Here is a 14,939-nt window from a genome sequence, read left to right on the forward strand (position 1 = left end):
GTTTAATTTCTGAATATCCCATGAGTCATTAGTATGATAATGCTCAATCACATAATAATAAATAATTAAAATAACCGTCAAACCTAAAGCGTGTAATTGCTCGTTTTAATTGGTTTGACTAAATAAACAAATAATGCAAAATAAAGGAATTGTTAGGGTATTTGCTATTTTATTTGGCTTGGTATGTATTTACCAATTGTCATATACGTACTTAACCTATACAAAAGAAAAAGAGGCAGAGGTTTATGCAAAGCAAAAATATTCTGATGCCGTAGATAATTATTCAAAATTAAGAGAGACCGCAGAGAAAAACTACCTGGACTCTATAGGGAAGGAAGAAATTTTTGCAGGTATAACTTATAATGATGCAAAAGATAAAGAACTAAATAAAGGTCTGGATCTTAAAGGAGGTATAAATGTTATTCTTCAGATTTCTGTAAAAGATATCTTAAGTGGATTGGCTAATAAATCTAAAGACCCTTCATTTAACCAAGCATTATTAGCTACGGATGAAGTACAGAAAAATAGCCAAAATACATATATAGAGGATTTCTTTACAGAATTTGAGAAGATTCCTGATGCAAAATTAGCTTCACCAGATATTTTTGCTAATAAAAATCTAAGTGATGATATTACTTATGATATGACTAATGAGCAGGTAAAACCTGTTTTAAGACGTAAAATTGATGAGTCTGTGGCTTCAGCTTTTGAAGTATTACGTAAGCGTATTGATAAGTTTGGTGTTACGCAACCTAATATCCAACGTCTAGGAGAGTCTGGGCGTATCTTGGTTGAATTGCCTGGAGCAAAAGATATCGATCGTGTAAGAACTTTGGTTACCAGTACTGCTCAATTAGAATTTTGGGATGTTTATAAGATGGAAGAAGTATTTAATCATCTTATTGCTGCAAACAACTTGCTTAAACAAGATCTTGAAAGTGTAAAGGAAACCAAAGAAGAAGTAGCAGAAACTAATGAAGCAGTTACTGATTCTACAAAAGTAGATACTACGCAGGTTGATACAACGCAGGTTGATACAACGCAAGCTAGTGAAGATAACCTAATCGATGATTTATTAGAGAATGCAGAGGATTCTACAGATATAGAAGCTCAGGTAAATCCGTTATTTGATTTAATTGCAGGACAAGGAAGACAAGGAGGACCAGTAATTGCGATTGTAGAGAAAAAGAATGCTGATAAATTTATGGCATACCTTAACGATCCTAGAGTTAGAGCTTTGCTACCAGTAGAGCAACGTTTTGTAAAATTTGCTTGGGGAAAAGCCGTTAAGGATGCAGAAGTTCTGGATTTATATGCAATCAAAGGTAATAGAGATAATGATCCAGAATTAAGTGGTGGAGTAATTACAGATGCCAGACAAGAGTATAACCAACAAGGAGTAGTTACTGTAACTATGCAAATGGATGGTAAAGGTGCTAAGAAGTGGGAAGAAATGACCGGTCGTGCATTTAGTCAAAGAAGTCAGATAGCAGTAGTGCTTGATGATGTTGTATATTCTGCTCCGGGAGTAACTACGGGAGCTATTAGTGGTGGAAGAAGTGAGATTACTGGAGATTTTACCATTGAAGAAGGTCAGGATTTAGCAAATGTATTGAGAGCAGGTAAACTTCCTGCATCCGCAGATATTATTCAGGCTGAGGTAGTAGGACCATCTTTGGGACAAGAGGCTATTGATAGTGGAGTTATGTCTTTTGCTATTGCATTAGTGCTGATTCTAATCTGGATGATATTTTATTATGGTAAAGCAGGAGCTTTTGCTGATGTTGCTTTGGTAGTGAATATCTTGTTTATTTTTGGAGTATTAGCAGGTTTAAAAGCTGTATTAACTCTTCCTGGTATTGCTGGTATTGTATTAACAATTGGTATGTCTGTTGATGCAAACGTTTTAATATTTGAAAGAATTAAAGAAGAGCTAGCCAAAGGGAAATCTCAGGCAGATTCGATAAAAGATGGATTTAGTAATGCACTATCATCTATTCTTGATGCAAATATAACAACTGGTCTTACTGGTTTAATTCTATTAGTTATTGGTACAGGACCGATTAAAGGTTTTGCTACAACTTTGTTAATAGGTATTTTAACGTCATTGTTTACTGCAATTTTTATTACCAGATTATTTATTGATGGTTATGGTAAAAATGGAAAAGAATTAGCTTTTTCTACAGGTGCGACTAAAAACCTGTTTAAGAATGTTAATATTAATTTCTTGAAGAAGCGAAAAATAGCTTATGTTATTTCAGGAATCTTAATTTTAATAGGTGTTGGATCTTTGTTTACTCAAAGTTTAGATTATGGAGTTGATTTTGTAGGAGGAAGAACATATACAGTTCGTTTTGCAAATGATGTCGAGCCTACAGCTGTAGAGAAAGATCTTGTAGCAACATTTGAAAGCGCACAGGCAAAAACATATGGAGCAAATAACCAGTTAAAGATTACAACAAAATATAAGGTTAATGAAACAGGTGAAGAAATTGATGCCGAAATCTCAAATAAATTATATACGGCATTAAAACCTTATCTAACTGATGGATTGACTTATGATGATTTTGCTAATGGAGATGAAGATAAGCAAGTAGGAATTATGTCATCTATGAAAGTAGGACCTACAATTGCAGATGATATTAAGCAAGCTGCATTCTGGTCGGTACTCGCATCATTGATTGTGGTGTTCTTGTATATCTTACTTAGATTTAGAAGATGGCAGTTTAGTTTGGGTGCTGTAGCAGCGGTATTCCATGATGTATTGATAGTACTTGGGGTATTCTCTCTAACATACAAATTTATGCCGTTTAACATGGAAATTGATCAAGCATTTATTGCTGCGATACTTACCGTTATAGGGTACTCTTTAAATGATACCGTGGTAGTATTTGATAGAATTAGAGAATTCTTTAATGAGTACACAGGGAGACCATTGGATAAAAATGTTAATGCGGCTTTAAATAGTACGTTAAGTCGTACCTTAAATACATCATTAACTACATTACTGGTACTTGTTGCAATCTTTATATTTGCAGTGCCTTTAAGAGGGTTTATGTTCTCATTAATTATTGGTGTGGTGATCGGTACATACTCGTCATTGTTTATAGCAACTCCTATAATGTATGATACAGTACGTAAAGTCGGTTTAAAGACTAAAGTAAAAGAAGTTGAAGAGAAGAAGTAATATGCCTTCTTGAAGATTAAATTAATAAAAAAAGCCGCCATAAAGACATGTCTTTATGGCGGCTTTTTTATTGGTGTTTACTATGTGCTGCCAGTATGTATTCTTTGCAGTAATGTAGATATTTATTGTATTAATGTAGATATGCTTTGCAATGACGTAGATGCTTCTTGCAATGATGTAGATATGTATTGTATTTTGAGAGTTTAGAGTTAAAAAAATTAAAGCTAGGCGTTGACTATACAGTGATTTATCCAAAAAAGTACAACAATTGGTATAAATCTTCTTATGTCAGATTCAAGCTTAATTATTGCTTTTGATTTTAGTAAAAGAAATAGAGTCCCCTTTTTTAAGATTCCAAGTGTCTGATAGTTTAGCATTTACCTCTAGTACGTATTGCGCAGGTCCCTCAGAGGGTAATGATGATTCGTTAAGAGGTTGAGCATTTTTTTGTATGCTTACTACTCTTTGTTGTGCATCGAGATATATAATGTCTAATGGCAATTTGGTATTTTTCATATAAAAATAACGAGGTGCTTCTTCTGGAAAGACAAATAGCATTCCCTGATCATTTTGCATAGATTTTCTATACATAAGACCCGTTTCTCTTTCATAATCAGAATCGGCTATTTCTATATCTAACTTAGTAATTGGATTAGGAATTGAATCTTTTAGATCAAATAAAGAAAGCTCACCTTCTTTGGTGAACGTAACTTCTTTGGTTAGGTTCTGATTATTTTTAGAATCTGTTTTGCATGAAAATATACTTAATGTAGCACATGCAAGGATTGAAATATATATAGTTTTTTTCATCGGTTTTTTTATAAGAGCTAAAAGTAGATAAAAAAGCCGCACTTCAAAAATATGAAGTACGACTTTTATCAACTAACTAACCAGCACTTTTTATACTATTTTTTCTTGATATGTTATGGTGTCTTTTTTCTCAATCATTCCCCCAATCAATTTTACGAGAGATCATCATTATGGCTCCTAGTATTAAGAACAGTCCAATACTACCTACTAATAGTGCATAACTCTCTAATTGTATGATGACAAATATAAAGGTGTATAAAGCAGCCAAAGAAGCGGCAATAAAGCCCATGAATTTAAGGCTTTTGAGTATTGCTTTAGAATATATAGAGATAAGTAATACTACCGCTGCACCTGCAATGATATAGGCTTGTAAAAAACTAGAATGTTCGGATATTGAAATCAATAAGGTGTAAAACATCGTTAGTGCCAAACCAATCATTAAATATTGAAAAGGATGAATGTTTATTTTGCTTATGGTCTGGATTAAGAAGAATACTAAAAAGGTTAGGGCAATAACAAGATATCCGTACTTGGCGGCACGTTCACTTTTTTGGTATTCATCTACCGGGATTAGTAGTTTTACACCAAATGCAGAAGAATCTATATGTGGTAATTGTCCAAAAAACTCTTGTTCGAATTCTCTGTTAATCTGCAAAACTTTCCAGTTAGCCTTGAATCCGTCTTTGGTAATTTCCTTTGTTTTGGTATCAGGTAAGTAGTTTCCGTTAAAACTTGGTGAAGCCCAATTAGAGGTCATGGCTACATTTGTCTCACGACCAACAGGGATAAAACGCAGCTGTTCACTACCGTTAATTACAAGATCAAGACTGAAATTGACTTCATTTTCTTTTGGTAAAGAGCTTTCTTTAAGAAATTTGGTTTCTAAAGTATTTGTATATGAGTTTTGCGTATATCTAGATCGCAAAGGGTAATTGTCTGTTCCTAGTTTTAACTCCAGATTGCTTCGTATCCCTTTTAAATTTGTGGAGTTTATGATTACAGTGGCTTTATTCCAAAGAATATCAGATTCTTTAATGTCTTGCGTCTCAAAATTAGGAGTTGTAAAAGAACCTTTTATACTCATGTCTGCGGTATAAACAACAGATTCATATATACTTCTTCCTAAAGTCTCTGATTCTATATTGCTTTTGATATCCAATGTATTTGGGAAAAAGTATGCATGCATTATGGTGATGATATCTTCTTCTGAGTATGATTTCGTTTTTTCATCCCAAGTTTTTTTTAATGTATGTATTTGGTATGGGATTTTAAGTACAGGTCCATACAGTAAAACTTCATTTCCCCATTTTTGATTAATCTCTTTTACAACCTCTTCTTGTCGATACGAGCGTTCTCGTATCAAATCTTTGATATATGATAAAGGAATTAATAATACAAGGATTAGTATACCAACCATTAGCATTCTAACAGTAATAGATGTCTTAAGCCATTGTCCAAAGGACTTTTTTTGTTTTTGGGTTTCCATATGTATAAAATTTTTATAGTATTCGTATTATTTTAATTTTCGTTTTTTTTGATATGATAGTATTGGATCATTCTGTATGTAATGATTAAGAAAATGCCAAAACCAATAGTGAAACCCCATGTGTTGAGGTGTTGACTAGGAAATAGGATTCTTTTAGCAATGTCTGATAGAATACCAATTGGGTTTTGTATGATATCCCAGCTATTCCATCTAAGGATTCTTCCAAGATAAATCCCGAAACCACAAAGCAGTAAAACTATGTAAATTATGATGTTAGTCATTTTTGCAGAAAAGCGCTCTAATAGTAATGTTTGCATCATTCTTAAAGAAGCAAAACCGATGATCATCCCATTGATAGCAAAAGAGAGAATGAGTAAAACATCAAACCAAACAGACTGTAAAGTACTTAATTTGATATGCTGAAGATCAGTAAGGATATACGGGGAATTTGGTAAAAAAACTAACCAGGTGATAAAACCAATCCAGAAGATAAAATGATTGGTTTTTCGTAGGCTTAGTATTAATACAATGGCATATGGTATGCATGCTAAAAACAAATTCCAGACTAAGAATAGATAAAAAGAAGTGTCGGTTTTTATAATCCTTGTGCATAGTAATAGTAAACTAAAAGCTACCGCAGTAATAAACCCTTTGATAAAAGGTAGTTGTTTTTGTATGGTATTAATCATGAGAGTGTGTTTTGAAGTGTTTTGTTTAGGATTGTTATGATAAATGAAATTGTTACCAGAAAATTTGCACTTAGTAGTATCATAGAAGTGCGATTTTCTTTATGATATTGGTAATGAATAAAGGAGTTGCCTATCAGCCCGATAAGCATAATCACATTTAGAACAGACATGATTAGAGTGTAAAAAAAGCTTATGTCCAGAATTATTTGTGATTGGGATATGAGAAATGATATTATTAAAAACAAGCCGGTAATGAAGTTTATAACTGTCATAATCACAGTGTTTTTATGTATCGGTTGTATTGTTTTCATAATGATGAAATTAGAAATGTGGTTTTTAATGTTTGAACAGGTTGATGCAAAAGTTTTTTATAGTCTAATTGATGAAATGGGTAAGCGGCCTTTCCTTTTCTGTATGATTTTTTGAATAGCTTGATTTTATCTGGATAGAGTAGGGTGCCAAGAAAAATAACTGAGACTTGATATATGCTATGCTTACCATTTCCTAATAGATAATATTGCATAGCAATCTCTTCTGAAACAGTTATACCTATATTGGTTAATACATGAAAAACATCATGATCCTCTAGTTTTGGTTGAGGACTAAAATTATTCCGTAATAAGAAGCATCCTAAGTGAAATCCTAAGGTTTCTTTAGGGTATTTCAAAAGTGTTTTTATTGAAATATCCCAGGGCGGATTTTTTTTAAACCACCTTTGGTATGGTTTTTTACTCCAGTTATATATCGTTTCTAAAATAAATGCTCTCATTTTAAATTTTAAAAGTACTTTGAAATTCAAAGTAAGTTGATAAAAAAATATAGCTACTGCTTTAATAACTTTTCAATAGCCTCTACATGCTTTTTAAAAGCTTCTCTTCCTTTTTTCGTAACACTATATCTTGTGTTTGGTTTTCTTCCAATAAATGATTTTTCGACCACTATATAGTCTTCTTTTTCTAAAGCCTTGGTATGGCTGGCTAGATTACCGTCTGTTGCACCAAGAAGCTCTTTCAGCATTTTAAAATCTGCATATTCATTAACCATCAGTATTGACATAATCCCTAAGCGAATCCTGTGGTCAAAAGCTTTATTTATATTGTTAATTATGCTGTGCATTTTTTTTACTGAATTGATTTTATCAATATCTGGTTTGGGTTGAAACCCTAAATTTACCAGATTATTTTATAGTATATACGTTACAATATGTTTTATGTATTATAAGTCATGTTTAAAATAGATTAAACTTCCGTATACTATATGCATCACTCCAAAGCCTAGCACCCAAAACCAAAATCCGAACCCTGGATATATGGCACAAACTAAACCTAATATAATTTCTATATACCCCAAGTATTTCACATTTCCTATAGTATACTTAGAGGCATTTACTAACGCAAGACCATAAAAAATGAGCATTAGGGAGCCTGTAAGACCATAGTGGTGGCTGGATATTTTTATAAGGATATAAATGCCACCGGTTACTAATGGAATCAAAAAGGCAGATAATAATCTTTTGGAAGCACTGTTCCATAGTGTCTCATTATTTGTTTTTGATTTTCTAATACTTAAAATAATAGCAGTAATGATACTTAGAGAGGCAACGCAAACTAGGTCTATAAGTATGTAGTTAAAAATTTTACCATCCAGAATTAGGTAGCTTCTACCACTAATACTAACGAGATAATAAGCTACTGCGGCGCCAATAAGTGCGTAAATACCAGCCATTATTCCTGATAACCCGCTAAGTGAGAAAAATCGTGACGATTTGTTCATCATATCCTTAATCTCTGTAATGTCTTTTAAGTATTCTTCTGTGCTCATGTTAAAAGTACTTTGAAATACAAAGTAAAATCAAAATACTGAATTATGCAAATTTTATTTGGAGAAGGGCTTTGCAAAAGTATAATCTTAGTTTTTTAGAAGTTTATAATGTATGAATAAAACAGGAATATGAAGTTTATACTACTTCCAACGAATTTTGATATAGTTGTCGATTTCTTTAACCTGTTTTGGGATATTGTTTTTGATCTCTACAAGTAAGTTTTCAATTAGCTTTTCTTTGGTGAAATTTTTATTTACCACAATACTTACTTCTCGAGTTGGTTTTGGTAAGGCAAAGGGTTTTATGTGTTTTTTTTCAAAACTTTCGGAGATTGATAATTGAGGAACCAAGGTGTACCCGAGACCCGCTTTAACCATATTTTTAATGGTTTGTATTGATCCACTTTCAAACAAAAAAGCTTTGTTTTTATGTTTTTCGTCGTCCTTGCATATATTTAGTACTTGATTTCTAAAACAATGCCCTTCTTCCAAAATCAAAAGGTCATCCGGAGTAAGGTCATCTTGTTTTATAATTTCTGAAGAGCTAAAAACATCTTTATCCTGGCAATATACCATAAAAGGTTCTTGATATAGGTTTATTTCTCTAATCATTTTATCTTCAAGAGGTGTTGAGACAATACCTATATCCAAAGTTCCATTATGTAAAGCATCAATAACGTGATCTGTTTGCATTTCCTTTATTACCAATTTGGTGTTTGGATTGTTTTTCAAAAAACTCTCTAAAAATAGAGGTAACAAGTAAGGGGCAATGGTTGGTATAATACCTAAGGTATACTGCCCTGTAAGAGTAGAGGTGTTACTATATGCAATTTCTTTAAACTCATCGGCTTCTCTGAGAAGACTTTTTGCTTTAGCAATTAAAATTTTCCCTATGGGAGTTGGCGTAAGTGGTATTGTGTTACGATCAAATATAGTGGTGCCAATCTCTTCTTCTAATTTTTTTACCTGAATGGTTAATGTAGGCTGAGTCACAAAACATTCTTCTGCAGCTTTTGTATAGTGTCTCTTATGATCTAGAGCTATAATATATCTTAATTGTTGAAGAGTCATTTTTTTACATAGATTATTGATTTTATAAATATATTGATAAATATTATTAATTTGATTAATAATGGTAACTAAACTTACTTTGTATTTAAGTATTAACTTAAATATTTCACACATGAAAAAAATAGTCTTAATTGTTATTATCTTAGGTTTGTGGCCCACTCTTTACGGTCAACAAATAATGACCACTAATGGAGGTGTTCCTGTAGGAGATAACCAAAATTCTAAAACCGTTGGAGAGTATGGTCCTGTACTATTAGAGGATATACATTTAATTGAGAAATTGGCAGCTTTTGATAGGGAACGAATTCCTGAGCGTGTAGTTCATGCAAGAGGAGCAGGTGCTTTTGGGTATTTTGAAAGTACCAAAGATATGTCTTCATTTACAAAGGCATCTTTGTTTCAAGGAAACAATAAGCGAACAGACTTGGTTGTTCGTTTTTCTACAGTAATTCATGGCAAAGGCTCTCCCGAAACAGCAAGGGATCCTAGAGGGTTTGCTGTAAAATTCTATACAGAACAAGGTAACTATGATATTGTAGGGAATAATCTTCCTATATTTTTTATTAGAGATGCGGTTAAGTTTCCTGATATGGTACACTCCTTAAAACCTTCTCCTGTAACAAATAAACAAGATCCTAATCGGTTTTTTGATTTTTTTGCTAATGTTCCAGAGGCAACACATATGATTACACGCTTGTATACCGACTTAGGAATTCCAAAAGGATATCAATATATGAATGGAAGTAGTGTTCATGGTTTTAAGTGGCTAAATAGAAATGGAGAAGTAGTGTACGTAAAATATTCATGGGTTAGTAAACAAGGGGAGAAAAACCTAGATCTAGAGCAAGCTGCAAAGCAACAAGCTATGGATTGGCAGCATGCTACAGTAGATCTTAGAGGAGATATTGATAAGAAAAAATATCCTCAATGGGATCTTTATGTTCAAATGATTAAGCCTGAAAATTTGCACAGTTTTGATTTTTGGCCTTTGGATGCTACCAAAGACTGGCCAGCTGATAAAATTGAAAAAGTAAAAATTGGTACAATGACTCTAAATAGAAATCCGGTTAACTATTTTCAAGAAGTCGAATCTGTTGCGATGTCTCCCGGAAACCTGATTCCTGGAGTAGAAGCCTCAGAAGATAAACTCTTGCAAGGAAGATTATTTTCTTACTTTGATACACAACGACATAGATTAGGACCTAATAATCAACAAATAGCTGTAAATCAGCCAAAAAAACAAGTTGTTAATTATAATTCTGATAGTTACTCGAGTGCCGCTAATTCTAAGTTTCCTGATGCAGATATTAATTATCAACCCAGCACTAAAGTATCTTTACAAGAAAACTCAGAATATAAACCATCAGAAACACCGGTAAGTAATGTTAAGATCATTCATAAAAAAATTACAAAAACGAATGATTTTGCACAACCTGGCAATTTCTATAGATCTTTATCTGAACAAGAAAAGGTTAATCTAATTAAAAATTTGACAGGAGATTTAGGGCAAGTAACAAATAAACGTATTCAGAAAATTATGATTACATATTTCTATAAGTCTGATAGAGATTATGGGATGCGAGTAGCAAAAGCCCTTGGGTTCACCCAAAAAGATTTTATGTAAACGCGAACAATGCAGTACCAGTTACAATATAATTCTATTAGAGTAAAGACAATTATAGACCAAAAGATATTGTAGCTGGTATAGTATTGGCATAATGTTATACCAAAAAAAGAACTATGAAAAAGATACTGGTCGTATTTTGTTTTTTGATGCTTTGTGAAGTATTAGAAGCACAAAATCATATATTTAATTATAGTAGAGAAGGGAATGTAACTGCAATTGCAGAATTATTAAAACTAAAAAAAGCTAATGTTGATACTACGGATCACAAAGGGTATAGTCCTTTGGTTTTGGCAGTGTATAATGGGCACATGGATGTCGTTAGTCTTTTGATCTCTCATAATGCAAATACAGATACACAAGATAAATCTGGTAATACTGCTCTTATGGGGGCTTGCTTTAAAGGGGATTTGAAGATGGTGCGTATGCTGGTCGAAGCAGGAGCAAATATTGATATTAGAAATTATAATGGAGCAACTGCTCTTATTTATGCATCTACATTTGGACATGGTGATATAGTAGAAAAATTGTTGAAACAAGGAGCTGATCTATCGATAAAGGATGACCGGGGAAATACAGCATTGGATCACGCACGTATGCAAGGAAATAGAGAGTTGCTAGAGATACTACGATAGTTTGGTAATTTAATATAAGATATTGGCAAGGTTACAACCAAGCGGATTGACGCCTTTTTAATAAGATTCCTGAATGCAATAATGTTGTAGTAGCAACTCTAAGACATAGTGTTCCAGTAGCACAAAAGAGCAAGCAATTTTTGGATGTAAATAGATTGTTACTCTGGGAGGGATTAAAATATTTCAAAAATACCTCCCAGAGTACTCTTTGCTTATAAAAAGAAAAGTTATGGTTCTCCTTTATTTTTTAGTCTTAATCGTTATTTTACCTTTAGAATCGGGACTGCATTTTCTTAGGCGATAGTTTTGCGTTTTCCAGTTATTGCTAATCGAAAAACTAGAATCGTTCTTTTCTAATAGGGCTATAAACCAATAATAGTCTGTCTAATTGCTACAAGATTGCTTAATAATTTCTCTAAATATTGAAGATCTAACATATTGGCACCATCACTTTTGGCATTTGCAGGGTCAAAATGTGTTTCGATAAATAAACCATCGGCTCCAGTGGCAATACCAGCTCTTGCAATAGTTTCTATCATATCTGGTCTTCCTCCGGTTACACCACTAGATTGATTAGGTTGTTGTAATGAATGTGTTACATCAAGAACAGTAGTTGCGTATTGTCTCATAGTAGGAATTCCTCTAAAATCAACAATCATATCCTGATAGCCAAACATGGTTCCTCTATCTGTGATCATAGCATTGTTATTACCACTATCTTGCACTTTTTTTACAGCATGTTGCATAGCTTCAGGACTCATGAATTGTCCTTTTTTAAGATTTACAGTTTTTCCAGTTTTTGCAGCAGCCACAACTAGATCTGTTTGCCGTACCAAAAAAGCCGGTATTTGCAAAATATCCACATACTCAGCAGCAAGTGCAGCATCTTCATTCTCATGAATATCAGTCACAGTAGGTATTTCAAAAGTTTCACCAACTTTGCGTAAGATTTTTAGAGCTTTCTCATTTCCTATTCCAGTAAAGCTATCGATACGACTACGATTAGCTTTTTTAAAAGACCCTTTAAAGACATACGGTATTTTAAGTTTTGAAGTAATGTCAACAACTTTTTCTGCTATACGTAATGCCATTTCTTCACCTTCGATAGCGCAAGGACCAGCCAGAAGAAAAAAATTACCAGAGTCAAGGTTTTTTAAGTTTTTGATTTCAGAAAGATTCATACTATTTTTTTTAAAACGTCAAAGATAGACGTTATTAAGATTTGAAAGAAGGAAATAGTAGTAAAAGTGAGTTAAATATGGAGAGAAGTATGATAGTACAATCTTTACCGATATCAAAAACTATATTTAGATTAATGTATATGATACAATCTCTAGATTTACAGAATTAAGCCTTGACAAGGTAGTAAAGCGCTTTTTCTTAGGGTTTTATTTAAGGGATTACAAAGCTTTTTTAATTATTAAATTTTCATATACAACATGTCGAAATATAATGTACCTTTGCAGCCTTAAAAATGAGGCGTTTATGACAGCTATTAAAAATATTGCGATAATTGCTCACGTAGATCACGGTAAAACTACGTTGGTAGATAAAATTATGTACCATTGTCAATTATTTCGTGAAAATGAGAACACAGGTGATTTGATTTTGGATAATAATGACCTGGAACGAGAAAGAGGAATTACTATTACCTCAAAAAATGTTTCAGTAATTTATAAAGACACCAAAATCAATATTATTGATACTCCTGGTCACGCCGATTTTGGTGGAGAAGTAGAACGTGTATTGAACATGGCAGATGGAGTATTACTTCTTGTTGATGCTTTTGAAGGACCAATGCCTCAAACTCGATTTGTATTACAAAAAGCGATTGATCTAGGTCTAAAGCCATGTGTGGTAGTGAATAAAGTAGACAAAGAGAACTGTACTCCAGATGAAGTACATGAGAAGGTATTTGATTTAATGTTTGAATTGGGTGCAGAAGAATGGCAGTTAGACTTTCCTACGGTATATGGTTCTGCTAAGAATAACTGGATGAGTGAAGACTGGAAGAAAGAAACAGATAATATTGAACCATTATTAGATATGGTAATCGAGCATATTCCTTCTCCAAAAATAGAAGAAGGTACTCCGCAAATGCTTATTACTTCATTGGATTTCTCATCTTTTACAGGTCGTATTGCTATAGGACGCTTACAAAGAGGAACGTTAACAGAAGGAATGCAGGTTTCTTTGGTGAAACGAGATGGATCCATAAAAAAATCAAAAATAAAAGAACTTCATACTTTCGAAGGTTTAGGAAGAATGAAGGTAGAAAAAGTAGAAGCAGGTGATATATGTGCACTTGTTGGACTAGAAGGTTTTGAAATTGGAGATACCGTTGCAGATATTGAGAATCCTGAAGGGTTAAAAACAATCGCTATTGATGAGCCAACAATGAGCATGTTGTTTACAATTAATGATTCTCCTTTCTTTGGTAAAGATGGAAAATTTGTAACCTCTAGGCATATAAAAGAAAGACTGGCAAAAGAACTGGAGAAAAATTTAGCACTGAGAGTAAATGATACTGATAGTGCAGATAAATTTCTTGTTTTTGGGCGTGGAGTTCTGCATTTATCAGTATTGATAGAGACTATGCGTCGAGAAGGGTATGAATTACAGATAGGACAACCACAAGTAATCATTAAAGAAATTGATGGTGTAAAATGTGAGCCTATTGAGGAGCTGACAATTGATTTACCAGAGACCGTATCAGGAAAAGCTGTAGAAATGGTAACACTGCGTAAAGGTGAGATGCTTAGTATGGAAGCCAAAGGCGATCGTATGGTGTGTGAATTTTTGATACCATCAAGAGGAATAATTGGTTTGCGTAATCAGTTATTAACTGCGACTGCTGGTGAGGCAATTATGGCGCATCGTTTTAAAGAATACCAACCTCTTAAAGGTGATATTCCTGGGCGTATCAATGGATCTTTAGTATCTATGGAAAAAGGATCAGCAATACCATATTCTATTGATAAGTTACAAGACAGAGGTAAGTTTTTTGTAGATCCGGGAGAAGATATTTATGAAGGACAAGTGATCGGAGAGAATTCTAGAGGTGATGATATGACTGTAAATATCACAAAGACAAAAAAACTGTCAAATGTTCGTTCTTCTGGTGCTGATGATAAAGCTAAGATTGTACCTGCAATTAAATTTTCATTGGAAGAAGCTCTTGAATATATTCAAAAAGATGAGTATGTAGAGGTAACTCCAAATCATTTGAGATTAAGAAAAATATTCCTTACCGAAGTAGAACGTAAGAGAAATAAGATCGTATAAAGATCGAATAAGATAATAAGTGTTAAAAACCGAGAAAATATTTCTCGGTTTTTTTTATTTTCATTTTTCTTCTTTACTAAAACAAAATATAGCCGGTTTGAAAAAAATCAGTGTTTTAGTTAATGACTATCATAGTGTATGAGATAGTATAAAAGAAAAATCCCGAGCTAAGCTCGGGATTTTCTGTCGATATTTTGGGGTATGATTTGGGGTAAAGGGGCTGATTCAATATTTTGGGGGCATATCGTTTTCAGTTTCTTTATTTTTATATTACAAATGTAAGAATCTTTCCTTCTTCAAGACTTGTATAAATCAACAAAATATCGGTAAA

The 14,939-nt window shown here is 33.1% G+C and carries 12 protein-coding genes; 4 read left to right on the forward strand and 8 right to left on the reverse strand.

The window, feature by feature from the left end; genetic code table 11:
* Window positions 1-133 precede the first annotated feature (133 nt).
* Window positions 134-3,187, forward strand: coding sequence for a protein translocase subunit SecDF (secDF, locus tag C1X07_RS16585; protein ID WP_103071157.1), 3,054 nt, complete (start codon window positions 134-136; stop codon window positions 3,185-3,187).
* 300 nt (window positions 3,188-3,487) lie between these two features.
* On the opposite strand, the gene C1X07_RS16590 is transcribed toward secDF, so the two are convergent.
* The 7 genes from C1X07_RS16590 to C1X07_RS16620 all read right to left on the reverse strand — a co-directional run bounded on the left by C1X07_RS16590 (window position 3,488) and on the right by C1X07_RS16620 (window position 9,064).
* Entirely contained in the window at window positions 3,488-3,997 is a 510-nt protein-coding gene (locus C1X07_RS16590; protein WP_103071158.1) for a DUF192 domain-containing protein, read from the reverse strand.
* Between the two features lie 130 nt (window positions 3,998-4,127).
* Window positions 4,128-5,483, reverse strand: a complete 1,356-nt coding sequence (gene creD / locus C1X07_RS16595; protein WP_103071159.1) for a cell envelope integrity protein CreD — start codon at window positions 5,481-5,483, stop codon at window positions 4,128-4,130.
* Window positions 5,484-5,515: 32 nt separating this feature from the next.
* The gene (locus C1X07_RS16600) at window positions 5,516-6,172 is read right to left on the reverse strand and encodes a DUF1361 domain-containing protein (protein ID WP_103071160.1); all 657 of its coding nucleotides are present in this window, start codon (window positions 6,170-6,172) and stop codon (window positions 5,516-5,518) included.
* A 307-nt stretch (window positions 6,173-6,479) separates the two neighbouring features.
* The gene (locus tag C1X07_RS16605) at window positions 6,480-6,941 is read right to left on the reverse strand and encodes a Coq4 family protein (protein ID WP_103071161.1); all 462 of its coding nucleotides are present in this window, start codon (window positions 6,939-6,941) and stop codon (window positions 6,480-6,482) included.
* Between the two features lie 53 nt (window positions 6,942-6,994).
* Window positions 6,995-7,288, reverse strand: a complete 294-nt coding sequence (locus C1X07_RS16610) for a winged helix-turn-helix domain-containing protein (protein ID WP_103071162.1) — start codon at window positions 7,286-7,288, stop codon at window positions 6,995-6,997.
* Between the two features lie 99 nt (window positions 7,289-7,387).
* Window positions 7,388-7,993: a hypothetical protein gene (locus C1X07_RS16615; RefSeq protein ID WP_103071163.1), complete on the reverse strand. Its 606-nt coding sequence runs from the start codon at window positions 7,991-7,993 to the stop codon at window positions 7,388-7,390.
* 141 nt (window positions 7,994-8,134) lie between these two features.
* Window positions 8,135-9,064 (reverse strand): hydrogen peroxide-inducible genes activator, encoded by a 930-nt coding sequence (locus tag C1X07_RS16620; protein ID WP_164914182.1) that lies wholly within the window; start codon window positions 9,062-9,064, stop codon window positions 8,135-8,137.
* Between the two features lie 112 nt (window positions 9,065-9,176).
* On the opposite strand from C1X07_RS16620, the gene C1X07_RS16625 reads away from it, so the two are divergent.
* The gene (locus tag C1X07_RS16625) at window positions 9,177-10,688 is read left to right on the forward strand and encodes a catalase (protein ID WP_103071307.1); all 1,512 of its coding nucleotides are present in this window, start codon (window positions 9,177-9,179) and stop codon (window positions 10,686-10,688) included.
* 116 nt (window positions 10,689-10,804) lie between these two features.
* The gene (locus tag C1X07_RS16630; RefSeq protein ID WP_103071165.1) at window positions 10,805-11,323 is read left to right on the forward strand and encodes an ankyrin repeat domain-containing protein; all 519 of its coding nucleotides are present in this window, start codon (window positions 10,805-10,807) and stop codon (window positions 11,321-11,323) included.
* Between the two features lie 362 nt (window positions 11,324-11,685).
* Here C1X07_RS16630 and kdsA read toward each other — a convergent pair whose 3' ends face one another.
* Window positions 11,686-12,504, reverse strand: a complete 819-nt coding sequence (kdsA, locus tag C1X07_RS16635) for a 3-deoxy-8-phosphooctulonate synthase (RefSeq protein WP_103071166.1) — start codon at window positions 12,502-12,504, stop codon at window positions 11,686-11,688.
* A gap of 304 nt (window positions 12,505-12,808) precedes the next feature.
* Here kdsA and typA point away from each other — a divergent pair, with 304 nt between their 5' ends.
* A complete protein-coding gene (gene typA, locus C1X07_RS16640) occupies window positions 12,809-14,608 on the forward strand; it encodes a translational GTPase TypA (protein WP_103071167.1) in 1,800 nt (599 codons plus the stop codon).
* The last annotated feature ends 331 nt before the right edge of the window (window positions 14,609-14,939 follow it).

It is taken from the genome of Aquimarina sediminis, assembly GCF_002895435.1.
GTDB classification, from domain to species: domain Bacteria; phylum Bacteroidota; class Bacteroidia; order Flavobacteriales; family Flavobacteriaceae; genus Aquimarina; species Aquimarina sediminis.